The sequence below is a fragment of the Pseudomonas sp. FSL R10-0399 genome (assembly GCF_009600165.1).
In the GTDB taxonomy this organism is placed as follows: domain Bacteria; phylum Pseudomonadota; class Gammaproteobacteria; order Pseudomonadales; family Pseudomonadaceae; genus Aquipseudomonas; species Aquipseudomonas helleri.
On sequence record NZ_WIWK01000004.1, the window covers coordinates 87516 to 110139 of the forward strand.

The following is a 22624-nucleotide window of genomic DNA, read 5'->3' on the forward strand; positions in this document are numbered from 1 at the left end:
TTTCCCGTGCGGCGCTGGAAGAGCGAACGAATCGTTGGTCTGCACGAACCGCAGGTCAACGAAGATCATGTGCCGGGCAGTGGCCTGGCAGATGATCGACGCTTGCGTTTGCTCAGTTTCAATATCCAGGTCGGTAACAGCACCCACAGTTACCGCCATTACCTGACCCGCAGCTGGCAGCACCTGCTGCCACACAAAGGGCGGGCAGGTAACCTGGAGAAAATAGGCGACCTGTTGAGCGACTTCGATCTGGTCGCACTGCAGGAAGCCGATGGCGGCAGCCATCGCTCCGGCTACATCAATCAGGTCAAGTACCTGGCCCAACAGGGCGAATTCCCCTACTGGTATCAACAACTCAATCGCAACCTGGGTCGCCTGGCGCAGCACAGCAATGGCGTGCTCAGCCGTTTGCGCCCTTCTGCCATTGAAGATCACCCTTTGCCAGGCCCCGCAGGGCGTGGCGCCATTTTAGTGCGCTTTGGGGACGGCCCCGATGCGCTGATCGTCGTCGTGATGCACCTGGCGCTGGGCACTAAAACCCGCACCCGGCAGCTGGCGTACGTTCGCGAACTGATTAGCGGCTACCAGCACCAAGTGCTGATGGGCGACATGAACACGCACGCCAGTGACCTGCTGGACACCTCGCCGCTGCGCGATCTCGGCTTGCTGGCGCCGCAAATGCAGGCCACCTTCCCCAGTTGGCGGCCGCAACGTTGCCTCGATCATATTTTGCTCAGCCCAAGCCTCACCCTCGAGCGCGTGCAGGTGCTCGACCAGCCGATTTCCGACCACTTGCCGGTGGCGGTTGATATCCGTCTGCCCGGCTCTGTGGGCGGCGACTTGTTGCCCGTGCTGAGCCCGCCCCATGAGCCACTGGCATGAGCGCCGATGACGCCTCACGCTGGAAAGAAAAATACCTGAAGAGCGTCGAGCAACAAGACAAGCTCGAACGGCGCTGGAACGCGCGCCTTGACCTGTTGCGCCGCGGCCTGGTGCGCAGCACGCTGGCGGCCGAAGGCACCGACCGCACCGTTGACCAGTGCATGAAAGAAATGCGCGAAGCCGTGCGCACCGATGACATGGACGCCCCCTTGGCCGCCCTGCTCCCGCGCCTTGAAAAAGCCGTGCTCGACTCCGAGCAGCGCCGTGAAACCCGCATCGACCAAATGAGCGTCGCGCTCAACGCGCTGGTCACGCAGTTGCAAGCCCTGCCCTTGCCCCGCGACGTCAGCAAACCGCTAAAAGCGTTCGCCAAGCAACTCGATAACCGGGTCACCCAGGCGCGTGAAATCCCGTTACTGCTGAGTGAACTGAGCACCTTGCAGGGCCGCGCGCTGGCGCCACAGCAGCACACCGCTGAACCGGCCAAGCCGGGCCTGTTGCAGCGCCTGTTTGGCACTCAAGAAGCTGACAAGGTCGACCCGCCCGAGAGCACGACACCTGCTCCAATGCCAGCGCCACCTAAAGTGTCGAGCGCGCCAGCCCCCAGGCCAACCACCCCTGCCCCAGCCGAGGTGCCTGAAACCTTACCCGCGCAAGCCCCGCCTGAAGCCAACGTTGAGACGCCGCCGCCTTCTGAGCCTCCAGTCCCGGAGCCTGAAGTCGTCGACGAAGCGGTCGTCATCGGCGCCCTTGAGTCGGTTGTAGCGCTCGTCGACGCCGAAAACGCGCGCCTCGAAGAGGACGTTGAGGCGCCTGAACCTGCCGAGCCCGCAGCCGACTCAACCTTTGCCCTGCCCGAAAGCCCCGAGCCCACATACAGCTCCGTGGCGGAGCATATTGAATCCACCCTGCTCGGCTTGTTGAACGACCTGTCGCTGCCCGAGCACCATCGGCCCCAGGCCGAGGCCATGCGCAAACGCCTCGAAAAAGGGCTTAACTGGTACGAATTACTGCCGATCCTCGATGATCTGGCGGTGTTGATGCTGGCCATCACTGACAGCGGCCAGCATGAATTTGAAACCTACCTCAAGCAGCTCAATGAGCGCCTGGAGTCGTTTCAAAGCAACCTGCAAGCAGCAAGTACCGGGCACGCCCTGGGGCGCTCCGAGGCAGAGCAACTGGACAACCAGATACGGGAGCACGTCGACAGCCTGCAAAGCAGCGTGCAAGACGCCGTCGACCTGAACAGCCTCAAGCACATCCTCGAAAACCGTCTCGAAGGCTTGCTGGGCACGATGGACCACCACCGACAGCAACGGGATGCCCGTGAGCAAGAGCTGTGCACCCACCTGCAAGGCCTGTCCGAACGCGTGGCCTTCATGGAGCAGCAAGCCCAAGGTTACCGTGAACACCTTGAAGAACAGCGCCTCAAAGCCTTGATCGACCCGCTGACCGGGCTGCCCAACCGCGCGGCCTGGAGCGAACGCCTGGCCCATGAAGTTGCGCAATGGCAAACCCACGGCAACCCGCTGCTGATCGCCATGCTCGACCTTGACCACTTCAAGCGCATTAACGATGGCTATGGCCATCTGGCCGGTGACAAAGTGCTCAAGATCATCGCCGCACAATTGACCAAACACCTGCGCCCCGGCGATTTCGTGGCGCGCTTTGGCGGCGAAGAATTCGTCCTGCTCATCCCCAACACACCGCTGCCCGCAGGCCTGCAATTGCTCGAAACGCTGCGCGCTGCGATTGAGGCCTGCCCGTTCCACTTCAAGGGCGAGCCGGTCACGCTCACCGCGTCCATCGGGGTCGCGCCCTTCGCCTTGGGCGAGCGCAGCGAACAGGTGCTTAAACGCGCTGACGAGGCCTTGTACCGGGCCAAGCACAAGGGCCGCAACACGATAGAGTTCAGCCAGGCTTCAGCTTGACGCCCTGCCCGCGCAGGCAGCGTTCAGATACGTTCCGGGACCAGTCATGTATGCTGGCCAATTAATTGCTCAGATACCTTTTTTGCCATGAAATTTTTAACGTTGATCATCTCTTTTGTTCTGCTGGCCGGTTGCGCCAGCGGTCCGCGCATGGACACCAGTCACCCCTCGGCCAACCACGACAGCCGCGTGCAGTTCATCGTGCTTCACTACACCTCCACCTCGCTTGAGCGCTCATTGCAGTTGCTGACCAGCGGGCCGGTGAGCAGCCACTACCTGATCGGCGACACGCCCCCGACCATCTACAAGCTGGTCGATGAGAGCCAGCGTTCCTGGCACGCCGGTGAAAGCCAATGGCGAGGCCGCACCTGGCTCAACTCAAGCTCGATTGGCATCGAAATCGTCAACCCGGGCTACCACGACACCCCGACCGGTCGCGTCTGGTACCCCTACACCGAAGGTCAGATCCAGTCGGTGATCGCGCTGCTCAAAGACATCTCGACGCGCTACAAGATCGACCCGCACAACATCATCGGCCACAGCGACATTGCGCCATTGCGCAAGCTCGATCCGGGCCCGATGTTCCCCTGGAAGCGCCTGGCCGAGGCCGGTTTCGGGATCTGGCCAAACGCCCAGGCCGTGGCCCGCGAGCAGGCCCGCTATGCCAACGCGATGCCCAGCATCACCTGGTTTCAGCAGCAATTAGCGTTGTTGGGGTATGAGACGCCGCAAACCGGCGAACTGGACGTTGCCACACGCCACGTGCTGGCGGCGTTCCAGATGCACTTTAGGCCTTCGCGTTTCGACGGCACGCCTGATGCAGAAAGCGCGGCGATATTGAACGTGCTGAATACGCAGCGGTAGAGCTATTCGGACTGCGCAGATCCTGTAGTCGCTGCCGCAGGCTGCGAAGGGTTGCGAAGCAACCCGTTTCTCAAAAACGCCGCAGAACCTTCGCCCTTTTGCAGTCTTGGCAGACTCGCAGCCTCGCGGAGCTCGGCAGCGACTACAAGCTCTTTACAGCGGCAGCGCCATGTAGAACTGCGTGCCTTGCCCAGGCCGTGAGTACACGCCAATGCGCCCGCCGTGCAGTTGCACAATCTCTTTGCACAACGCCAAGCCCAAGCCCGCGCCGCCCTTTTTCCGGCCCACTTGTACGAAGGGTTCGAAGATACGGCCTTGCTGGCCGTAGGCAATGCCCTCGCCACTGTCTTCAATGCTCATGATGACCCGCTCCCCGTGACGCCGCGCTTGCAGGCGGATTTGCCCGCCACTGGCGGTATGGCGCAAGGCATTGTCCAGCAGGTTATCCAGCACGCGCTCCAGCTGCGCCTGATCGGCATTCAGCACCGGCAGCTCCGGCTGCAAATCAATCAGTAGCTCGATGTTCTTGGCCGTCGCCCGATCGGCAAACCGTGCACGGGCCTCATTGAGCATCTGCTCAAGGTTGCATGGGGCCAGCGTGAGCTTTTGCAGGCCGTTCTGATAACGCGAGAAATTCAGCAGATCGTTGATCAACTGCATCAGCCGCTGCATCTCTTCGTTCACCGTGTTCAGCAAATCGGTTTCACGGGACTGCGGGTCAAAGCGGGCGCGCTCCAGAAACAAGCCAAACGCCATATGCATGCCCGTGACCGGGGTACGCAGCTCATGGGAGGCGCGCAGCACGAACTCACTGCGCACGCGCTCAAAGGCCCGCTGCTCGGTCACATCGTGTAGCACCATCACCGCCCCCAGGATCGGCCCTTTGGGCTGGCTGACCGGTGTCAGGCTGTACGTCAGCAGGCGGGTTTCGCCCTCAATGTCGACGCTCAAGTCTTCAGGCGCGCGCTCAAGGCTGCCACCGCGCAAAACCGTCAACAGTTGCTGGTCAAGTTCCGGGCGGCCCAATGCCTCGCCCAGCGACTGGCCCAGACGGCCCTCGTCCCAGCCTAATTGGCGCTGGGCCACCGGGTTCAAATGCTCCAGGCGGCCTTGCTGGTCAATCATCAGCAGGCCGTCATCAATACTGTCGAGCACCGCCTGTAGCCGTTGCTGGCCCGCCAGCAGCTCATCGACATTGGTTGCCTGATGCTGGCGCAACGCCTCGGCCATGGTCCCGAAACGGCGGGTCAGCAGGTTCATTTCTGCCGCAGAAGACAGTGGCAGCACGACCTCATAGTTGCCTTTGCCGATGTTGTCAGCGGCCTTGGCCAATGCTTCGATGGGTGCGCCAAAACGACGGGCGATGCCATGGGCTGTCACAAAGCCGATTATCAGCACCGCCAGCCCGACCAGCCCCAGCAAGCCGGCAATGATGATGGCGCGATCACGGGCGGCGGCTTGCGCGGTATAGATGTGATCGAGCGCCTTGCGGTGCTCTTCGATCAGACCATTGCGCAATGAGTTGAAACGGTCGGAGAGTTCCTGGTCACTGCCGATATCCAGCGCGTTGGCATGGGCTTCTTTAAAGGCTTCCAGAAAAAGCTCGTAGTCCTCACGGGCTTGAGCAAAACCATTGTCCAGCTTGTGTTCGCGCTCATGCTCCATCCCCTCATCGAGCAGGGCCAGGTACTCGTTCGCCGACGATTCCAGCGCCTTGGGATCAGGGTGGTTGCGCAGCATCAGGATCAACTGGTCACCCAGGGTCTGACGCAGCTTGAGGCCCAGATCAAGGGTGATGAAGTTGTTGCGGATCAGCGCCTCCTGGGATTTGGCCATCTGCATCACGCTGACCACGCCCAGCAACAAGCCCAGCAGCGCCACCGTTATCAATGCCGAAATGCTCAGGAACAACCGGGTCCGCAGCTTGATCGCAAGTTTCATCAGATATGGCTCACAGGTTGTATTGCTTGCGCTTGCGATAGAGCGTCGAGGCGTCAATGCCCAAGGTTTTTGCGGCTTGATCCAGGGTGTCGCTGGTCGCCAGCACCGCACCGATGTGCGCTTTTTCCAACTGATCGAGACTCAAGGCTGCGCCAATACGCGGAGTATTGGGAGCGGTTTGTTCAGCCATGCCCAAGTGACTGACCTCGACCACTTCTTGAGGGCAAATAATACTGGCCCGTTCCACCACGTTGCGCAGTTCGCGAATATTACCCGGCCAGCGGTAATTGGCCAGCGCCTGGCGCGCCTGAGGGCTGAAGCCGCGGGCAGGGCGAGCGTACTCTTTAACGAAGCGGGCCAGAAACCGGTCTGCCAACGTCAAGATGTCCTCACTGCGCTCGCGCAGGGGCGGCAAGTGCAAGGTGATGACGTTCAGGCGGTAGAGCAAGTCTTCACGGAAGCGCCCGTCGCGCACCATGTCTTCAAGGTTGAGGTTGGTCGCGGCGAGGATGCGCACATCGGCGCGGCGCGTTACCGGGTCACCGACACGCTCGTAGACTTTGTCCTGAATAAAACGCAGCAATTTAGGCTGCAAGGTCAGCGGGAAATCACCGATTTCGTCCAGGAACAATGTGCCGCCGTCCGCCTGGCTGACCCGGCCCAAGGTGCTCTCGCTGGCCCCGGTAAAGGCGCCACGGGTGTGGCCGAACAACTCGCTTTCCATCAGCTCTGCCGTCAGCGACGGGCAGTTAATGGTCACGCAGGATTTTTTGGCGCGCTTGCTCCAGCCATGAATCGCTTGCGACAACTCGCCTTTACCCGTGCCGGACTCGCCGAGAATAAGGATGTTGGCGTCAGTGCCGGCGACCTGCCGGGCCGTTTCCAGCACCGCCATCATGGCCGGGCTGTGCGAGTCGAGCCCGTCTTTGGGCTTGCGTACTTCACCTTCGAGCGCTTCGAGACGGGCCGACAGTTGGCGTACTTCCAGCTGCTTGGCGGTGGCCAGGCGTAGTTGGTCCGGGCTGCACGGCTTGACCAGATAGTCAGCCGCACCGGCCTGAATCGCATCCACGGCGGTGTCGACAGCGGAGTGCGCGGTCACGATGACAACCCGCATCCACGGCGCTTGAATACGCATCTGGGCCAGCACATCCAGGCCGTTGTCCTCGCCCAGGCGCAGGTCCAGAAAACACAGGTCAAACACCTGACGTTGCAGCAGGGCGTCGGCTTGGGCCGCGCTATTGGCCGTGGCGACGGTGTACCCCTCGTCTTCAAGGCAATAGCGGAACGTGCGCAAGATAGCGGATTCATCATCGACCAGCAGAATGCGGCCCTGTTGCTCTTTGGATGATTCCATATCCGGCGTTCCTTTATGAGTGATCTTGGTTAGTGTCGGAATAATCGGGCAAGTTGCATGATTTTTCAGGAATGATTCAGAGGCTAACAGGGAAGGGCGCTGGACACCTCCTGTAACGCTCTGATTTTAAAGATTTTAGCGCTGCTGACAGCGGCATTGTCGAGTCCGATAAATTCTCCGGTGGCCTGCTGGAGCCGCATTCAGCGGGCAGCACTGTAGCGCGCTGGCGCTGATCGTGCAGAACGCACGGTGCCATCAGGGGCCATCGTGCAGGTTGCTCGCGCCGACTTTCTTTAAAAATCTGTAACTAACTGATTTATAAAGGATTATTTCTTTCAAAAAAACTGGCATGCAGCCTGCAATATCTCTCGCATAGCCGTCACTGACCCATAAGCGCAGCGACGACACCCCATAACAACAGCGAGTGGCAGGAGTTTGAGCATGAATCGTCAAGGTTTCGCCAGTCTGGGTATGACTTCACAGCACCTGCAGCAGGGCCTTTTCACCAGCCTGGCGCTGGTCATGACGCTCATCGGTGGCCAGCAATGGGCACATTGGCAGCAGCCAGCCCCGGCGCAATCGGTGCCAGCCCACGCCATCGCTGCTCAACAGACTCACTTCAGCGCCATTCGCTCTACCGCATTGGGCTCAAGCACCCCGATGGGCCGCTATGACCTGGCAGCTTCTGAAGACACGCAAACCGCCAACACCCAACCCGTTCCGGAGCGTTGGGTGTTTTAAGTGTTCACACGCTTAAGACCCTGACCGGGCCTTGAGTTGCAAAACGGCATCACCCTTTCGAACAGAAATAAGGAGATTCACCATGTTGAGCTGGGCAATTACCTTCCTGATTATCGCCATCATCGCTGCAGTATTGGGCTTCGGTGGCATCGCGGGCACGGCTACCGGTATCGCCAAGATCCTCTTTGTCGTATTCCTGGTGATGTTCGTTGTGTCCTTCATCTTTGGTCGTCGTGGTCGAGGCTGACGATGTACGGTCGATCCCTTAAGGCAATGGCGGCTGCCCTGTTGATGGGCAGCAGTGCCATGACCCTTGCCGCCAATGACGGCCAGTCCCGCGCCAACCAACTGTTGAGCGACCCGGACTACCGTCAGGCCTGGCAAAAAGTGGTTAAAAAAGAGGAGCGCTTGCCTGAGTGGGTTATGAACCTCTCTGGCAGTGCAGAGCAAATGAACGCGGTGACGCAAGACGGTGACCCGTATTTAGTCGGCCCTTTGTGCGAAAACGAGCAATCGTGTTCCACCCAACGGCTGATAGTCGCGGTGAGCTTCGACAAAAAGCATGCCTACGCGCTGCTGGTTGAAGTGCCTGCGGGGTTGCCTACTGACAAATCGCCTGCACGTCATGCCGATTTCCGATACTTGGGCAAGCCTGATCCTGAGATCCAGGCGCTGCTTAAAGAGCAATTAAAGAAAGACCCTAACTGGTATTGAATGCCGTGCAGGGCGACAACGCTGTTTTCGAGTGCCAAAAGCCAAGGTTGTGCCTTGGTTTTTTTGCGTCTGCCTGACACTGCCTTTCGTCGGTAATTGCTTATCCCAGTTCATTTTTTCTGAAAAAGATGTGGCTTGAACTACCCTTTGAAACGTCGACCGTATATCGACTATTGGCAAATTGATGGCTTCTCATTTTTCGATTTGTGTTGTGGGATATTTCCGAAATGCTAGCGCTGTCTGTGAGCCTTCTTTAATGCCAAAAAGGCCTTGAAACAGCCGGTTTACGGCGGTTATGTCATCTATTCTGTCAGTGCAACCCTCCTGATTTTTGAGGTCTTGTCGGACAAAACCCATGCCGATTCGGCATAGGGTAGGCGTTTACGGCATTAGACGGTAACGCCGTGCATGGGAATAGTTGCGCCTTTTTTCGCCTGCCAAAGAGCCAGTCCGGCTCGATTTGGGCGACCTTCTACGGGGGTACAGCTTGGTCTTTTTTGCGCTCTTGAGCGCTCTAGTCCGAGCCTGTACCCGAGTCCACTTGAAGTAAGGGTAATGACATGAAGAAGGCAAAACTTAGCCTCGCCTGGCAGATCCTAATCGGTCTGGTCCTCGGGATTGCAATCGGCGCACTGCTCAACCATTTCAGTGCTGAAAAGGCCTGGTGGATCAGTAACGTCCTGCAACCTGCAGGCGATATCTTTATCCGTCTGATCAAGATGATCGTAATCCCAATCGTGATTTCTTCACTGGTTGTCGGGATTGCAGGCGTGGGGGATGCGAAGAAACTCGGTCGCATCGGTCTAAAAACAATTATTTACTTCGAAGTGGTCACCACCATCGCGATCCTGGTCGGCCTGGTGCTGGCCAACGTCTTCCACCCGGGTGCCGGGATCGACATGAGCACGCTGGGCACGGTAGATATTTCCAAATATCAGGCCACTGCCGCTGAGGTGCAACATGAACACGCGTTCATCGAGACCATCCTCAACCTGATCCCGTCCAACATCTTCGCAGCCATGGCTCGCGGTGAGATGCTGCCGATCATCTTCTTCTCGGTACTGTTCGGTCTGGGCTTGTCGAGCCTGAACGCCGAGCTGCGCGACCCGCTGGTGAAAACCTTCCAGGGCGTGTCCGAGTCGATGTTCAAAGTCACTCACATGATCATGAACTACGCGCCAATCGGTGTGTTTGCGCTGATCGCCGTGACCGTCGCCAACTTCGGCTTCGCCTCGCTGGTGCCATTGGCCAAGCTGGTGGTGCTGGTGTACGCGGCCATTCTCTTCTTCGCCTTCGCGGTACTGGGCCTGATCGCCAAGCTGTTCGGCTTCTCGGTGATCAAGCTGATGCGCATCTTCAAGGATGAGCTGGTCCTGGCTTACTCCACCGCCAGCTCCGAAACCGTATTGCCACGCGTGATCGAGAAGATGGAAGCCTACGGTTGCCCGAAAGCGATTTGCAGCTTCGTGGTACCGACCGGCTACTCGTTCAACCTTGACGGTTCGACCCTGTACCAAAGCATCGCGGCCATCTTTATTGCCCAGCTGTACGGCATCGACCTGTCGATCAGCCAGCAACTGCTGCTGGTGCTGACCCTGATGGTCACCTCCAAAGGCATCGCCGGCGTACCGGGCGTGTCCTTCGTGGTACTGCTGGCCACCTTGGGCAGCGTGGGCATCCCGCTGGAAGGCCTGGCCTTCATCGCCGGTGTAGACCGTGTGATGGACATGGCGCGTACCGCCCTCAACGTTATCGGTAACGCCTTGGCCGTACTGGTCATCTCGCGCTGGGAAGGCATGTACGACGCCGCCAAAGGCGAGCGCTACTGGAACTCGCTGCCGCACTGGCGCAGCAAGGAAGCCGCCAAAGGTTAATCACCTTCGCCTGGCGCTTCACTCCCCAAACCCCGGACTTGTCCGGGGTTTGTTGTTTTAGGCGTCACGACTTTTCCTCTCCTGTAGCCGCTGCCGAGGAACGAAGGCTGCGATGGGTTGCGCTGCGACCCCAACCGGCGGTCCTGCGGCCCGCATCGCAGCCTTCGTTCCTTGTCAGCGACTACAGGTTTTGCGAGTTCTGCGTTGAACGTCGTTGTGCCAACCTCCCGGCGTTTGTCGTTTCTGAGGTCTGGCCGGTATCATCTGCCGCACTTATTAGGAGTTTCCCGATGCTTAACGGCCTATGGCTCAGCTTTTTCCTTGTCGCCACGGTGTCGGCGTTTGCCCAATGGCTGGTCGGGGGGAATGCCGGGATCTTCGCGGCCATCGTTGAAAGCATCTTTGCCATGGCCAAGTTGTCGGTTGAGGTGATGGTGCTGCTGTTTGGCACGCTGACGCTGTGGCTGGGGTTTCTGCGGATTGCCGAAAAGGCCGGCATCGTCGACTGGCTGGGCAGGGCGCTGGGGCCGCTGTTCAAGCGCCTGATGCCGGAAGTCCCGCCCGGCCACCCGGCCCTGGGCTTTATCACCCTGAACTTCGCTGCCAACGGCCTGGGCCTGGACAATGCCGCCACGCCGATCGGCCTCAAGGCCATGCGCGCGCTGCAAGAGCTGAACCCCAGCCCGACCAGCGCCAGTAATGCGCAAATCCTCTTCTTGGTGCTCAACGCCTCGTCGCTGACCCTCCTGCCCGTCACGATCTTTATGTACCGTGCCCAACAAGGCGCGCCAGACCCCACGCTGGTGTTCCTGCCGATCCTGCTGGCCACCAGCGCCTCGACCCTGGTGGGCCTCTTTTCGGTGGCCATCGTGCAGCGCCTGCGCCTGTGGGACCCGGTGGTGCTGGCGTACCTGATACCCGGCGCACTGATTCTGGCGGGCTTTATGGCGCTACTGGCGAGCCTGTCAGCGGCGGCGCTGGCGAGCTTGTCCTCGATCCTGGGCAATTTGACGCTATTCGGGCTGATCATGCTGTTTCTGGTGATCGGTGCGCTGCGCAAGGTCAAAGTTTACGAGGCGTTTGTCGAAGGCGCCAAAGAAGGCTTCGACGTAGCCAAGAACCTGCTGCCGTACCTGGTGGCGATGCTCTGTGCAGTGGGCGTATTGCGCGCTTCGGGCGCACTGGACTTTGGCCTGGACGGCATTCGCCATCTGGTCGAATGGCTGGGCTGGGACACGCGCTTTGTCGATGCGCTGCCCACGGCGATGGTCAAACCGTTTTCAGGCAGCGCGGCGCGGGCGTTGCTGATTGAGACCATGCAAACCAAAGGCGTCGACAGCTTCCCGGCTCTGGTGGCCGCGACCGTACAGGGCAGCACGGAAACCACCTTCTATGTGCTGGCGGTGTACTTCGGTGCGGTCGGCATCCAGCGCGCCCGCCACGCCGTGAGCTGCGCCTTGCTGGCAGAGTTCTCAGGCGTGGTGGCAGCGATTGCGGTGTGCTACTGGTTCTTTGGCTAAACCGCGTAGGAGCGAGCTTGCCTCGCGATCTTTTGATCTTAAAGAAGATCGCGAGGCAAGCTCGCTCCTACGGGTTGGGGATCAAGCCTTCGGCTTTTTACGCGGCTTGAGGTACTTGGTCAGGCCCTGAAACCAGATGACCTGCGCCGGATTACCCTTGATCTGAATCGACTTGTCCTGGATCCCGGTCATAAACGCCAGTTGCTTGTTCTTGGCTTGCATCGTGGCAAAGCCGTAAGCGGCATCTTTAAAGGCGATGGCAAACACCGGGTCCGGGTATAAGCCCGAGTGGCTGGTAATACGCTGGTTTTTGACTTTGAAGTGACGGGCGACTTTGCCATCGAGGGTTTGCAGCTGGAACACCATGTCTTTATCAACCAGTTGCTGTTGAAAAGCAGGGTTTTTACGGCTGGCTTTGCCCATCAGAAAGCCCAGCATCCAGAGCAGAAAACGAAATTTCATGTACGCGGCCTCGGGGAATAAATAAAGAGCCGGCGCAGTTTAACGATTTGAGCGAAGAACGCCACATATCCAAAGAAATAGGCGCTGATAGACGGGTTTTTGCCACTTATGGCCGCTTGATCGGCCAATTTACTCTCAAGAACGGGCAAGCCAGCTTGCCCGCTCCTCTAAAACCAGCCCCGCTTAAGGGTTGACGCTGTCTTTAAGGAATTTGCCAGGCTTGAAGGCTACGGTGTTGCTGGCTTTGATGGTCACTGGCTGACCGGTCTGCGGGTTCTGCCCGGTCCGTGCACCGCGATGGCGCTGGATAAACGTACCGAAACCGACCAGCGTGACGCTGTCTTTGCGGTGCAGGGCGTTGGTGATTTCTTCGAGCACTGCATTGAGTACGCGGCTGGCTTGCTCTTTTGTGAGGTCAGCCTTTTCAGCGATAGCGGCGGCGAGTTCTGGTTTACGCATGATGAAGCCTCTTTGACGGTTTTTTGTTGTTATGTCCGTGCTGCTCTTCTATGGAGCAGCATCCAAGGCGCCGCAGGCTCTACTCTGCGGCAGACCGGTGTGAGAATGGCACGCGACCAAGTCACGCGCCACCCTCAGCAGGCGCTTTGTTGAGGCAAGGCAATGACATTTACGACAAAAGGTAGAGTGTTTACGCCAACAGCGCAGGCAACTCTTTGTTCAGCGCCAGTTTCTCGCGAACCGCCTCGCCGGTAAGGGCATAGCCGAGCAGCTTGCCGTCTGCATCGCGGCACAGCGCTTTGATGTCGGCACCCTGACCTTCCACCGTCCACACACCTTCGCAACCACGCGGCACCGGCGAGACCACCAACGGGCATACCGGGGTTTTTACCGTGATCGGCATGGCCCCGTAGCTGACCGCTGTCGGGTTGCCCGCCAGGGTCTGCGCCAGCGCCCGTACGCAGCTCATCAGCGGCATCACGTAGAGCAGGCTCAAACCGTCGACCTGCGCGCAGTCGCCCAGCGCGTAGATGTTGGCGTGGGAGGTTTTAAGATGGCGGTCCACTTCGATACCGCGGTTGATCCGCAGGCCAGCAGCGGCCGCCAGATCGGTGCGCGGGCGCAAACCAATGGCTGACACCACCACATCGCAGGCGACCACGCTGGCGTCCGACAAGTGCGCCTCAAGGCCATCTTCAGTGCGCTGCAAACGCGTGAGCACCGGCCCGAGATGAAAACGCGCGCCCAGGCTTTCCAGGCCCGATTGCACGGCGGCCGCAGCCGCAGGGTGCAGCAGCGTCGGCATCACTTGCTCGCACGGCGCCACCAGGTCGACCTCATAGCCCCCCGCGATCAAGTCGTTGGCGAACTCGCAACCGATCAGGCCCACACCCAGAATCAGCACACGGCGCTTGCCCGCGGCCGCTGCACGAAAGCGGGCGTAGTCTTCCAGATCATTGATCGAGAAGATCGCATCCTGAGCATCGCCTTCGACCGGCACCTGCACCGATTGCGCGCCCCAGGCCAGAATTAGATCGCGGTAAGGCACGGCTTCTTCACCGATCCACAGTTGCTTGTGGCCCGGATCAATCCCGCTGACGCGGGTGTGGGTGCGCACCTGCGCCTTGAGCTGCTCGGCCATGGCGCCGGGCAAGGCCATGCTCAAGCCGTCGGCTTCTTTGTTTTTGCCAAAGCCGGTGGACAGCATCGGCTTGGAGTAGGAACGCCCGTCATCGGACGTGATCAACAGCAGCGGTGTTTCGCTGTCCAGCTTGCGAAACTCCCGGGCCAGGTTATAGCCAGCCAGCCCAGTGCCAACGATCACAACAGGTGCGCTCATTCCAATCTCCAGAGTCAATCAATTCAAAAACAGGGCGGATCAGCCGATTTCGATCATCTCGAAATCCATTTTGCCAACGCCGCAGTCCGGGCACAGCCAGTCTTCAGGGACGTCCTGCCACAGCGTACCGGGCGCAATACCGTCATCCGGCCAGCCATCGGCTTCGTTGTAAATCAGTCCACAAACAATGCATTGCCACTTTTTCATGGGGGTATTTCCTTTCGCTCAGGCGTGGGCGAGGGCACAGACTCTTATCAATCGGTTGTGTTACTCGCAAAATTCAGGCCGTTTGTACTGATCAACACCGACAGATGCAAGCCCGACGACTGCCTGATGGCACTCTGGCGCTCAAGCAAGGACCAGCGTGATAAGCTCGCCCGCCTCAATGGCTGCCAATTATGACCCACTGTGCCGCACATAACTTCTACGCTGGTCTCGCCTGTCTGGCTTGAGCAAAGCGAACTTCCTGCAACGCCTGACGAACAGACCCTTGACTGGTTGTTCGACCAAGGCTCCCTGACTCAACGTCTTACCGCACTTTCAGACGGCTCCTTCAGCGTGCTGCCGCTTTTCGAAGGCTGGCAGACACTGCGTGCCGACGAATGCACGACCCTCGACTTGCCTGAAAACAGCCAGGGCTGGGTGCGCGAGGTGTATTTACGCGGCCATCAGCAACCGTGGGTATTTGCCCGCAGCGTCGCCGCGAAAAGCGTCCTGCAAATAGGCGGCTTCGACATGGAAGCGCTGGGGGCGCGCTCACTGGGCGGCTTACTGTTCAGCGATAACGCCTTTGAGCGCGGACCGATGCAAGTATGCCAATACCCGCGCGGCGGCTTGCCCGTGGCTGATCAGGCAGATGACCTGTGGGCGAGGCGCTCGCGTTTTTCGCGGGGCCCGTTGAGCGTGCTGGTGGCCGAAGTTTTTTTACCTGACCTGTGGGCCGCCCTGAGTGCCCGGCCGGAGAACAACTGATGTACGTGAGCCTGCTCAAATCACTTAATCGCTTGAACCCGCGCGCCTGGGACTTTATCCAACTGACCCGCATGGACAAGCCCATCGGCATTTACCTGCTGCTGTGGCCGACCCTGTGGGCCTTGTGGATTGCCGCCAAGGGCGTGCCTTCGCTGGGTATCCTGCTGATTTTTGTGTTCGGCGTGATCCTGACCCGGGCGGGCGGTTGCGTGATCAACGACTTTGCCGACCGCAAGGTCGATGGCCACGTCAAACGTACCGAACAACGGCCGCTGGTCAGCGGAAAAATCAGTAGCAAAGAAGCCTTGGTGTTTTTTGCGCTGCTCATGGGTATCAGCTTCCTGCTGGTGCTGTGCACCAACGCCACCACCGTATGGCTGTCATTCGGCGGCCTGGCCCTGGCGGCGAGCTACCCGTTCATGAAGCGCTACACCTACTACCCGCAAGTGGTACTGGGCGCAGCGTTCTCGTGGGGCATGCCTATGGCCTTCACCGCCCAGACCGACAGCCTGCCAGCCGCGGCGTGGCTGCTGTACATCGCCAACCTGCTGTGGACCGTGGCCTACGACACCTACTACGCCATGACCGACCGCGACGACGACCTGAAAATCGGCGTTAAATCCACCGCCATCCTGTTTGGCGACGCCGACCGCGTGATCATCCTCGGCCTGCAAGGCTTGTCGTTGGGCTGCCTGCTGCTGGCCGGCGTGCAATTCGACCTCGGCGGCTGGTTCCACCTCGGCCTGCTGGTGGCTGCGGGCTGCTACCTGTGGGAATTCTGGTACACCCGCAACCGCGAACCCCAGCGCTGCTTCCAGGCGTTCCTGCACAACCACTGGGCCGGATTGGCGATCTTCGTGGGTATCGTGCTGAATTACGCACTGAACTAACCCAGCCCCCCCTGTAGGAGCGAGCTTGTCTCGCGATCTTTTGATCTTTAAAAGATCGCGAGACAAGCTCGCTCCTACAGTTAACCCAGCGCAGGCCTGCAGAGCCGTGCTTGCTCATTAGAAAGTCAGTACTTATAGTCCTCTTCGTTCGCTGGCCTTGGCCGGTGACAGGGATTCGCAGCCCAAACGCTATAAGGTTCACTCGTCAAAGACCTGATTGAAGGGGCTCATTTGTTCCTGGAATTTCGTTTTATGGCGGTTGTTTTCTGACTCTCAATAGGTCCTGCGCCCCATGAATACCCCAACCCCGCACCAGCGCTTTATCCCCCTCGACACCCTGACCACCCAAACCCCGGTGCTGTTTGTAGACAGCCACGCCCCGTTATCTGATTTGCACGCCTGCGTGGCTGAACGCCTGCACGCGCTGCACAAACTACTCACCCTATTGGCCTGTTGCCCCATGGACAACAGCGAGCCTGGCGACCTCAGCACCGTTGCCAACATCACCCGCCTGTTGCTGCAAGACGCCAACGACATCTTCGACGTAGTCCAACAACGCGGCATGAACGCCTGACCTGTAGCCGCTGCCGAGGTACGAATAATCATGTGCATGCGCTCTGGGGGACTGCCCTTCGTCACCTAACGAATGCAAAAGACTGAATTAAGACTAAAATCAGTCCAGCCAACGCCAGAGTGCAAGCCATGAAATTTTCGACTCAAGTAAAACCCATCAGTTACCTGAAAAGTCACACAGCCGAAATTGTGCGATCCATTTCAGAAAGCCGTCAGCCTCTACTTATTACCCAAAATGGCGAAGCGAAAATGGTCGTAATTGACGTCAAAAGTTATGAAGAGCAAGCCGAAACCATGGCACTGCTGAAGCTGTTGGCATTGGGTAATCGGGAAATTGAAAACGGCCAATTTCGCGATGCGCAAGATGTATTCGCCGAACTGGATCTGGCTGATGCGCAATGACGTTTAAGGTCGTTCTGCTTCAGTCAGCACAAGTCGACCTTAAAGCGCTCAGGAAATACATCGTTAAGCGTTTCTGTGCCAGTACTTGGCAGGTCACTTATGAGCAATTGAAAGCGACTATCCGTTTGTTGGCAGAACAACCCCATTGCGGTTCAGTACCACCCGAATTAGAAATCCTTAATCTGAGTCAATTTCAACAAGTTGTCAGTGGTATGAACCGCATCATTTATGAGGTTCGCTCAGACATTATTTACGTGCATGTGATTGTTGACTCTCGTCAGAGCCTGGAGTTGTTACTCACCCACCGGTTACTACGAACAGATCTGTAAAAAGTTTATTAGTCACTGAAATAACTAAAAAAACCTGTGGCGCTAGCTTTTAAAGATCAAACGATCGCGAGACAAGCTCGCTCCTACAAAGTTTTTTACCCGATCACCCGTGCCACGGGCAGTAACACCCCACCGCCAGGGTGTGGGTGGCGTTGACGCTGCGGCCTTGGGTCAAGGCTTGCAGCACGGGTTCGATGAAGCTGTTGCTGGCGTTGCAGGTGGCGCCTTCGCTGTAGGGGCCGAAGTAGGCCAGTTGGCCGCTGCGGTCCCAGATGGCAACGGCCGGGCTGACGCTCAAGTGTTCGGCGCCGGGCAGGGCGGTCAGGGGTTTGATCGCGCCCAGGCTGGCAGGTAACTGGCCCTGGCTGCCGGTTTTTTGGACAGCATAGAACTCAACGCCCTGCGGCACGTAAGTCGCCAGCAGTTCGCTCAGGTGTTGCTGGTTGCCGACATTGCACGGGCAGGCCGGATCCCAGAAGTGCACCACGCGAATCGGCCCGGGGCCCGAGAGGTCTGCGGGCAGGGCCAGCACGTCCCCGGCAAACAAAACGGTCTGGTCGTTGAACGCACGGATATAACGCCCCTCAAACCACTGGTAGGCGGCCCACACACCCACGGCGCAGGTCAGCACCAGCAGCCAGGCAAGCCAGGTTTTAAGGGTCGGTACGGGCATGCTGAATGTTCCTGAAAGGGCGCGTAGCTTGCCATGCTTAAACTGACAGCAGAATATCGTCAGCTATAAAGACTGTTCTGCCTTCATGCCTTTCTGTTTGGAACCCCTATGTCTGTCGCGTTTTCCCCCGAGTCCTTGCGCCCCCATTTACAACCGTTGGTCGCAGGTCAGCCTTTATCGAGTGAGGATCTGGCATACCAGCATTTTTACGGGCTGGACTTTGCGCAGCGCGCCGTACCGGTCCGTCGTCAGCTGGGGCGCTTCAACGCCGCCGGCTACGATTTGGTCAGCCAAGTGTGGTGGCCTGAGTCCACCCCCAAAGCCACGCTCTTTGTGATCCACGGTTTTTACGATCACATGGGGCTGTATCGGCATGTGATCGAGTGGGGGTTGAACCACGGTTTTGTGGTCATTGCCTGCGACTTGCCGGGCCACGGCCTGTCGAGCGGCGAGCGCGCCAGCATCGGCGACTTTTATCAGTACCAAGAGGCGCTGCAAGGCCTGTTTATCGAGGCCCAATCGCTGAACCTGCCGCAGCCCTGGCACTTGATCGGGCAAAGCACCGGCGGCGCCGTGGTACTGGACCATTTGCTGCATCACGGCGAGCAAAGCCCGGCCCAGGGTCAGGCCATCTTACTGGCGCCGCTGGTGCGGCCCAAAGACTGGCAGTGGTCCAAGTTCAGCTATTACCTGCTCAGGCCCTTTGTTAAAGGCATTGAGCGGCGCTTCAGCGAGAACACCAATGACCCGGATTTCATGCCGTTCTTGCAGGCCGATCCGCTACAGCCCGTGCGTCTGCCCACCGCCTGGGTCGGCGCCATGGCGCGCTGGATCCCCCGGGTCGAGGCCTTGCCGCCGAGCGCCCGCCAGCCCTTGGTGATTCAGGGCCAGGCGGATAAAACCGTTGATTGGGAACACAACCTCAAAGTGCTGGAGGCCAAGTTCAATCACCCGCAGGTGCTGCTGATTCCTCAGGCCCGTCACCATCTGGCCAATGAAACCGCCGACATTCGGGCGCAGTACTTTGCGTTTCTGGATCAGCACTTCTGACCCAACCCCTGTAGGAGCGAGCTTGCCTCGCGATCTTTTGATTTTTAAAGATCAAGAGATCGCGAGGCAAGCTCGCTCCTACAGTCAATCCGGGATCGGCAGGTTCAGGCTTTCCTTCACTTCTTCCATCACGATGTAGCTCTTGGACTCCCGCACGTGGGGCAGCTTGAGCAAAATGTCGCCCAGCAGTTTGCGGTACGAGGCCATCTCGCTGATCCGCGCCTTGACCAAATAGTCGAAGTCACCGGACACCAGGTGGCACTCCAGCACGTGGGGCAGTTTCAGCACGGCGCGTCGGAATTCTTCAAATGTGTCGCCAGATTTGTAGTCGAGGCTGATTTCGACAAACACCAGCAAACTGCCCTGCAAGTGCTGCGGGTTGAGCCGGGCGTTGTAGCCCATGATGATCCCTTCACGCTCCAGCCTGCGTACCCGCTCGGTGCAGGGCGTGGTCGACAGTCCGACTTTCTCGCCCAGCTCGGTAAACGAGATGCGCCCGTCGGCCTGCAGAATGCGCAAAATATTGCGGTCGATCTTGTCTAATTCACGCTTTGTTTGGTGATTTGTACGCATAGGAGATTCTCCTTTGTCAAAAGCGTTTTGGCCGAGAATTGTCGCCAAATATAGCTGGTTATACAGTGAAACTCACTGGCTAAAGCTTCTTATACTGCGCGCATCTTCGCTTTGAATAATAAACGTCTGCGGCGGGCCGCGATGAGGGATAAAAATATGCGCGTTATGGTATTGGGTGGCGGCGTGATTGGCACAGCCAGCGCCTATTATCTGGCCCGAGCCGGGTTCGACGTGGTCGTGGTAGACCGTCAGCCTGCCGTGGCAATGGAAACCAGCTTTGCCAACGCCGGCCAGGTTTCGCCTGGCTATGCCTCACCGTGGGCCGCGCCGGGCGTGCCGCTCAAAGCCATCAAGTGGCTGATGGAGCGCCACGCACCGTTGGCGATCAAGGCCACTGGCGACATCGACCAATACCTGTGGATGGCGCAGATGCTGCGCAACTGCACCGCCAGCCGTTACGCCGTGAACAAAGAGCGCATGGTGCGTCTGTCCGAGTACAGCCGTGACTGCCTCGATGAACTGCGCGCAGAAACCGGCATTGCCTACGAGGCCCGCAACCTCGGTACCACGCAACTGTTCCGCACCCAGGCGCAACTGGACGGCGCGGCCAAAGACATCGCCGTACTCAAAGAGTCGGGCGTGCCGTTTGAGCTGCTCGACCGTGAAGGCATCGCCCGTGTTGAACCGGCGCTGGCCAGCGTCACCAACATTCTGTCCGGCGCCTTGCGCCTGCCGAATGACCAAACCGGCGACTGCCAGATGTTTACCACCCGCCTGGCTGAAATGGCCATTCAACTGGGTGTCGAATTCCGCTTCGGCCAGGACATTCAGCGCCTGGACTACGCAGGCGATCGCATCAATGGCGTGATGATCGACGGCAAGCTCGAAACCGCTGACCGCTACGTGTTGGCCTTGGGCAGCTACTCGCCACAAATGCTCAAGCCGCTGGGCATCAAGGCGCCGGTTTACCCGCTCAAGGGTTACTCGCTGACCATCCCGATCACCAACCCGGCCATGGCCCCGACCTCGACCATTCTGGACGAGACCTTCAAGATCGCGATCACCCGTTTCGACAACCGCATTCGCGTCGGCGGCATGGCGGAAATCGCCGGGTTTGACCTGTCGCTGAAGCCACAACGGCGCGAAACCCTGGAACTGTGCGTCAACGATCTTTACCCTCAGGGCGGTGATTTGAGCAAGGCCAGTTTCTGGACCGGCCTGCGTCCAGCCACCCCGGACGGCACACCGATTGTGGGCGCGACCCCGTTCAAAAACCTGTTCCTGAACACCGGTCATGGCACACTCGGCTGGACCATGGCGTGCGGCTCTGGTCGCTTCCTCGCTGACGTGATGGCCAAAAAGACCCCACAAATCAGCGCCGAAGGCCTCGATATTTCTCGTTACGGCAACCACCAGGAGACTGCAAAACATGGCAATCCAGCGCCAGCTCACCAATGACCGCATGAGCCAGATCGTGGCTCATAACGGCACCGTTTACCTGTCCGGACAAGTCGGCGACGACATGAACGCAGGGGTTGAGCAGCAGACCCGCGAAACCCTGGCAAACATCGAGCGTTTGCTGGATCTGGCAGGCACCGACAAAAGCCACATTCTGTCGGTGACCATCTACCTCAAAGACATTGATGCCGACTTCGCGGGCATGAACAGTGTGTGGGACAAGTGGCTGCCAAAAGGCGTGCAACCGGCCCGCGCCACCGTAGAAGCCAAACTGTGCGAACCCGAGATTCTGGTGGAGTTATCGGTGGTGGCTGCACTGCCTTAACGTCACCGTTGCCAAGCAAAGTCCCTCTTGCGGTGCGGTACGCGGTTAACGCCGCGGTACGCACCGTTTTTTTATTCAACTGCCGTTAGAAGCCTGCCGCCATGCGCCCAGCCCGTGCCCTGATCGACCTTCAAGCCCTGCGACACAACTACCAACTGGCCCGTGAAGTGACGGGGGCCAAAGCCCTCGCGGTGATCAAGGCCGATGCCTACGGCCACGGCGCCGTGCGTTGCGCCCAAGCCCTGGAAGCCGAGGCCGATGGTTTCGCGGTGGCCTGTATCGAAGAAGCACTGGAACTGCACGCCGCCGGTATTCGCGCGCCGATTCTGCTGCTCGAAGGTTTTTTTGAAGCCGATGAACTGCCGCTGATCGTCGAACATGACTTGTGGTGCGTCGTGCATTCGCTGTGGCAACTCGATGCTATCGAGCAGGCCACACTGGCCAAGCCCATTCAGGTATGGCTCAAGCTCGACACCGGCATGCACCGCGTCGGCTTGCACCCAAGCGAGTACCAAAGCGCTTACCAACGCCTGCAAGCCAGCGGCAAAGTCGCGAAAATCGTGCTGATGAGCCACTTCGCCCGCGCCGATGAACTCGACAGCCTGCGCAGCGTCGAGCAGGTGGCGGTGTTCCTGGCGGCCCGTGACGACTTGTCTGCTGAAGTCAGCTTGCGCAATTCCCCTGCCATTCTGGGCTGGCCAAGCGTGCCGAGCGACTGGGTGCGCCCCGGCCTGATGCTCTACGGTGCTACCCCCTTTGAACAAGACCATCCACTGGCCGCACGCTTGCAACCAGTGATGACCGTGGAGTCCAAAGTCATTTGCGTACGCGAACTTCCCGCCGGTGAACCGGTGGGCTATGGCGCAAAATTCATCACCCCGAAACCGATGCGCATCGGCGTCGTCGCCATGGGTTATGCCGACGGCTACCCGCGTCATGCACCCACCGGCACGCCGGTACTGGTGGCCGGCCAGCGCAGCCAATTGCTCGGCCGGGTGTCGATGGACATGCTGTGCATCGACCTCACGGATGTGCCCGACGCCGGTCTGGGTTCGACCGTTGAGTTGTGGGGCAAAAACATTCTTGCCAGCGAACTCGCGGAAAAAGCTGAAACCATTCCCTACCAAATTTTTTGCAACCTGAAACGAGTGCCACGGCTCTATTCCGGGAGCTGATGGGTTGTATGCAAAATGCAGGGCCGACCGGGCTCTCAGGTTTCAAGTCAAAGTGTTGTAAATACTGAACACTATCGCCATGATGGCGCCATCTTGACCTGAATCTGATCCCTGGAGGCT

At 59.0% G+C, this 22624-nt stretch carries 25 protein-coding genes; 17 read left to right on the forward strand and 8 right to left on the reverse strand.

Annotated elements, in window-relative coordinates; all coding sequences use genetic code 11:
- Positions 1-6: 6 nt before the first annotated feature.
- The 3 genes from GHO41_RS02195 to GHO41_RS02205 all read left to right on the forward strand — a co-directional run bounded on the left by GHO41_RS02195 (position 7) and on the right by GHO41_RS02205 (position 3677).
- Complete coding sequence (locus tag GHO41_RS02195) at positions 7-882, forward strand: endonuclease/exonuclease/phosphatase family protein (RefSeq protein ID WP_048372482.1); 876 nt, start codon at positions 7-9, stop codon at positions 880-882.
- Complete coding sequence (locus tag GHO41_RS02200; RefSeq protein ID WP_153432856.1) at positions 879-2813, forward strand: GGDEF domain-containing protein; 1935 nt, start codon at positions 879-881, stop codon at positions 2811-2813. The genes GHO41_RS02195 and GHO41_RS02200 overlap by 4 nt, the downstream gene beginning before the upstream one ends.
- Positions 2814-2900: 87 nt before the next feature.
- A complete protein-coding gene (locus GHO41_RS02205; protein WP_048372488.1) occupies positions 2901-3677 on the forward strand; it encodes an N-acetylmuramoyl-L-alanine amidase in 777 nt (258 codons plus the stop codon).
- Between the two features lie 153 nt (positions 3678-3830).
- Here GHO41_RS02205 and GHO41_RS02210 read toward each other — a convergent pair whose 3' ends face one another.
- The gene (locus GHO41_RS02210) at positions 3831-5618 is read right to left on the reverse strand and encodes a KinB sensor domain-containing domain (RefSeq protein ID WP_048372491.1); all 1788 of its coding nucleotides are present in this window, start codon (positions 5616-5618) and stop codon (positions 3831-3833) included.
- 10 nt (positions 5619-5628) lie between these two features.
- Positions 5629-6975 (reverse strand): sigma-54-dependent response regulator transcription factor AlgB, encoded by a 1347-nt coding sequence (gene algB, locus GHO41_RS02215; RefSeq protein ID WP_048372493.1) that lies wholly within the window; start codon positions 6973-6975, stop codon positions 5629-5631.
- A 441-nt stretch (positions 6976-7416) separates the two neighbouring features.
- Between algB and GHO41_RS02220 the strand changes: the two genes are divergently transcribed.
- The 5 genes from GHO41_RS02220 to GHO41_RS02240 all read left to right on the forward strand — a co-directional run bounded on the left by GHO41_RS02220 (position 7417) and on the right by GHO41_RS02240 (position 11824).
- Positions 7417-7716, forward strand: a complete 300-nt coding sequence (locus GHO41_RS02220) for a hypothetical protein (RefSeq protein WP_048372497.1) — start codon at positions 7417-7419, stop codon at positions 7714-7716.
- Positions 7717-7798: 82 nt separating this feature from the next.
- Positions 7799-7963, forward strand: a complete 165-nt coding sequence (locus GHO41_RS02225; protein WP_019828122.1) for a DUF1328 domain-containing protein — start codon at positions 7799-7801, stop codon at positions 7961-7963.
- 2 nt (positions 7964-7965) lie between these two features.
- A complete protein-coding gene (locus GHO41_RS02230) occupies positions 7966-8430 on the forward strand; it encodes an inhibitor of vertebrate lysozyme family protein (RefSeq protein ID WP_048372499.1) in 465 nt (154 codons plus the stop codon).
- Between the two features lie 560 nt (positions 8431-8990).
- Positions 8991-10304: a glutamate/aspartate:proton symporter GltP gene (gene gltP, locus GHO41_RS02235; protein WP_048372502.1), complete on the forward strand. Its 1314-nt coding sequence runs from the start codon at positions 8991-8993 to the stop codon at positions 10302-10304.
- 290 nt (positions 10305-10594) lie between these two features.
- Entirely contained in the window at positions 10595-11824 is a 1230-nt protein-coding gene (locus GHO41_RS02240) for a nucleoside recognition domain-containing protein (protein WP_048372504.1), read from the forward strand.
- A gap of 81 nt (positions 11825-11905) precedes the next feature.
- Here the strand turns inward: GHO41_RS02240 and GHO41_RS02245 are convergent, their stop codons facing one another.
- From GHO41_RS02245 to GHO41_RS02260, 4 genes are all read right to left on the reverse strand, one after another.
- Positions 11906-12286, reverse strand: coding sequence for a hypothetical protein (locus tag GHO41_RS02245; protein WP_048372505.1), 381 nt, complete (start codon positions 12284-12286; stop codon positions 11906-11908).
- Between the two features lie 183 nt (positions 12287-12469).
- A complete protein-coding gene (locus GHO41_RS02250; RefSeq protein WP_048372506.1) occupies positions 12470-12745 on the reverse strand; it encodes an HU family DNA-binding protein in 276 nt (91 codons plus the stop codon).
- Positions 12746-12935: 190 nt separating this feature from the next.
- Positions 12936-14084, reverse strand: coding sequence for an NAD(P)/FAD-dependent oxidoreductase (locus GHO41_RS02255; protein WP_153432857.1), 1149 nt, complete (start codon positions 14082-14084; stop codon positions 12936-12938).
- A 39-nt stretch (positions 14085-14123) separates the two neighbouring features.
- On the reverse strand, positions 14124-14291 hold the full coding sequence (locus GHO41_RS02260) for a rubredoxin (protein WP_002555879.1): 168 nt from the start codon (positions 14289-14291) through the stop codon (positions 14124-14126).
- A 201-nt stretch (positions 14292-14492) separates the two neighbouring features.
- Here GHO41_RS02260 and GHO41_RS02265 point away from each other — a divergent pair, with 201 nt between their 5' ends.
- From GHO41_RS02265 to GHO41_RS02285, 5 genes are all read left to right on the forward strand, one after another.
- Positions 14493-15056, forward strand: a complete 564-nt coding sequence (locus GHO41_RS02265) for a chorismate lyase (protein WP_371928806.1) — start codon at positions 14493-14495, stop codon at positions 15054-15056.
- Positions 15056-15946 carry a 4-hydroxybenzoate octaprenyltransferase gene (gene ubiA, locus GHO41_RS02270; protein WP_048372510.1) on the forward strand — a complete coding sequence of 297 codons (891 nt, stop codon included), beginning with the start codon at positions 15056-15058 and terminating at the stop codon, positions 15944-15946. The genes GHO41_RS02265 and ubiA overlap by 1 nt, the downstream gene beginning before the upstream one ends.
- Positions 15947-16238: 292 nt before the next feature.
- Positions 16239-16520, forward strand: a complete 282-nt coding sequence (locus GHO41_RS02275; RefSeq protein ID WP_153327562.1) for a fructose-bisphosphate aldolase — start codon at positions 16239-16241, stop codon at positions 16518-16520.
- 128 nt (positions 16521-16648) lie between these two features.
- Positions 16649-16921 (forward strand): type II toxin-antitoxin system Phd/YefM family antitoxin, encoded by a 273-nt coding sequence (locus tag GHO41_RS02280; RefSeq protein ID WP_048372513.1) that lies wholly within the window; start codon positions 16649-16651, stop codon positions 16919-16921.
- Positions 16918-17250, forward strand: coding sequence for a type II toxin-antitoxin system RelE/ParE family toxin (locus GHO41_RS02285; protein WP_153432858.1), 333 nt, complete (start codon positions 16918-16920; stop codon positions 17248-17250). Before GHO41_RS02280 ends, GHO41_RS02285 begins: the two co-directional genes overlap by 4 nt.
- Before the next feature lie 103 nt (positions 17251-17353).
- On the opposite strand, the gene GHO41_RS02290 is transcribed toward GHO41_RS02285, so the two are convergent.
- Positions 17354-17923: a DUF6436 domain-containing protein gene (locus GHO41_RS02290; protein ID WP_153432859.1), complete on the reverse strand. Its 570-nt coding sequence runs from the start codon at positions 17921-17923 to the stop codon at positions 17354-17356.
- Between the two features lie 108 nt (positions 17924-18031).
- Between GHO41_RS02290 and GHO41_RS02295 the strand changes: the two genes are divergently transcribed.
- Complete coding sequence (locus GHO41_RS02295) at positions 18032-18973, forward strand: alpha/beta hydrolase (RefSeq protein ID WP_153432860.1); 942 nt, start codon at positions 18032-18034, stop codon at positions 18971-18973.
- Between the two features lie 84 nt (positions 18974-19057).
- On the opposite strand, the gene GHO41_RS02300 is transcribed toward GHO41_RS02295, so the two are convergent.
- The gene (locus tag GHO41_RS02300; RefSeq protein ID WP_003437842.1) at positions 19058-19546 is read right to left on the reverse strand and encodes an Lrp/AsnC ligand binding domain-containing protein; all 489 of its coding nucleotides are present in this window, start codon (positions 19544-19546) and stop codon (positions 19058-19060) included.
- A gap of 156 nt (positions 19547-19702) precedes the next feature.
- Between GHO41_RS02300 and dadA the strand changes: the two genes are divergently transcribed.
- From dadA to alr, 3 genes are all read left to right on the forward strand, one after another.
- Positions 19703-21004, forward strand: coding sequence for a D-amino acid dehydrogenase (gene dadA, locus GHO41_RS02305; protein WP_153327554.1), 1302 nt, complete (start codon positions 19703-19705; stop codon positions 21002-21004).
- Positions 20976-21329, forward strand: a complete 354-nt coding sequence (locus tag GHO41_RS02310; RefSeq protein WP_048372520.1) for a RidA family protein — start codon at positions 20976-20978, stop codon at positions 21327-21329. The genes dadA and GHO41_RS02310 overlap by 29 nt, the downstream gene beginning before the upstream one ends.
- Positions 21330-21430: 101 nt before the next feature.
- Positions 21431-22504, forward strand: a complete 1074-nt coding sequence (alr, locus tag GHO41_RS02315) for an alanine racemase (RefSeq protein ID WP_153432861.1) — start codon at positions 21431-21433, stop codon at positions 22502-22504.
- The last annotated feature ends 120 nt before the right edge of the window (positions 22505-22624 follow it).

Coding starts and splice junctions, on each gene's coding strand:
- dadA (WP_153327554.1), top strand. CDS start 19,703: ATGCGCGTTATGGTATTGGGTGGCGGCGTGATTGGCACAGCCAGCGCC.
- GHO41_RS02275 (WP_153327562.1), top strand. CDS start 16,239: ATGAATACCCCAACCCCGCACCAGCGCTTTATCCCCCTCGACACCCTG.
- GHO41_RS02240 (WP_048372504.1), top strand. CDS start 10,595: ATGCTTAACGGCCTATGGCTCAGCTTTTTCCTTGTCGCCACGGTGTCG.
- GHO41_RS02245 (WP_048372505.1), bottom strand. CDS start 12,286: ATGAAATTTCGTTTTCTGCTCTGGATGCTGGGCTTTCTGATGGGCAAA.
- GHO41_RS02230 (WP_048372499.1), top strand. CDS start 7,966: ATGTACGGTCGATCCCTTAAGGCAATGGCGGCTGCCCTGTTGATGGGC.
- ubiA (WP_048372510.1), top strand. CDS start 15,056: ATGTACGTGAGCCTGCTCAAATCACTTAATCGCTTGAACCCGCGCGCC.
- GHO41_RS02290 (WP_153432859.1), bottom strand. CDS start 17,923: ATGCCCGTACCGACCCTTAAAACCTGGCTTGCCTGGCTGCTGGTGCTG.
- GHO41_RS02205 (WP_048372488.1), top strand. CDS start 2,901: ATGAAATTTTTAACGTTGATCATCTCTTTTGTTCTGCTGGCCGGTTGC.
- GHO41_RS02295 (WP_153432860.1), top strand. CDS start 18,032: ATGTCTGTCGCGTTTTCCCCCGAGTCCTTGCGCCCCCATTTACAACCG.
- gltP (WP_048372502.1), top strand. CDS start 8,991: ATGAAGAAGGCAAAACTTAGCCTCGCCTGGCAGATCCTAATCGGTCTG.
- GHO41_RS02310 (WP_048372520.1), top strand. CDS start 20,976: ATGGCAATCCAGCGCCAGCTCACCAATGACCGCATGAGCCAGATCGTG.
- GHO41_RS02255 (WP_153432857.1), bottom strand. CDS start 14,084: ATGAGCGCACCTGTTGTGATCGTTGGCACTGGGCTGGCTGGCTATAAC.
- GHO41_RS02285 (WP_153432858.1), top strand. CDS start 16,918: ATGACGTTTAAGGTCGTTCTGCTTCAGTCAGCACAAGTCGACCTTAAA.
- GHO41_RS02250 (WP_048372506.1), bottom strand. CDS start 12,745: ATGCGTAAACCAGAACTCGCCGCCGCTATCGCTGAAAAGGCTGACCTC.
- GHO41_RS02300 (WP_003437842.1), bottom strand. CDS start 19,546: ATGCGTACAAATCACCAAACAAAGCGTGAATTAGACAAGATCGACCGC.
- alr (WP_153432861.1), top strand. CDS start 21,431: ATGCGCCCAGCCCGTGCCCTGATCGACCTTCAAGCCCTGCGACACAAC.
- GHO41_RS02280 (WP_048372513.1), top strand. CDS start 16,649: ATGAAATTTTCGACTCAAGTAAAACCCATCAGTTACCTGAAAAGTCAC.
- GHO41_RS02220 (WP_048372497.1), top strand. CDS start 7,417: ATGAATCGTCAAGGTTTCGCCAGTCTGGGTATGACTTCACAGCACCTG.
- GHO41_RS02225 (WP_019828122.1), top strand. CDS start 7,799: ATGTTGAGCTGGGCAATTACCTTCCTGATTATCGCCATCATCGCTGCA.
- algB (WP_048372493.1), bottom strand. CDS start 6,975: ATGGAATCATCCAAAGAGCAACAGGGCCGCATTCTGCTGGTCGATGAT.
- GHO41_RS02210 (WP_048372491.1), bottom strand. CDS start 5,618: ATGAAACTTGCGATCAAGCTGCGGACCCGGTTGTTCCTGAGCATTTCG.
- GHO41_RS02200 (WP_153432856.1), top strand. CDS start 879: ATGAGCGCCGATGACGCCTCACGCTGGAAAGAAAAATACCTGAAGAGC.
- GHO41_RS02260 (WP_002555879.1), bottom strand. CDS start 14,291: ATGAAAAAGTGGCAATGCATTGTTTGTGGACTGATTTACAACGAAGCC.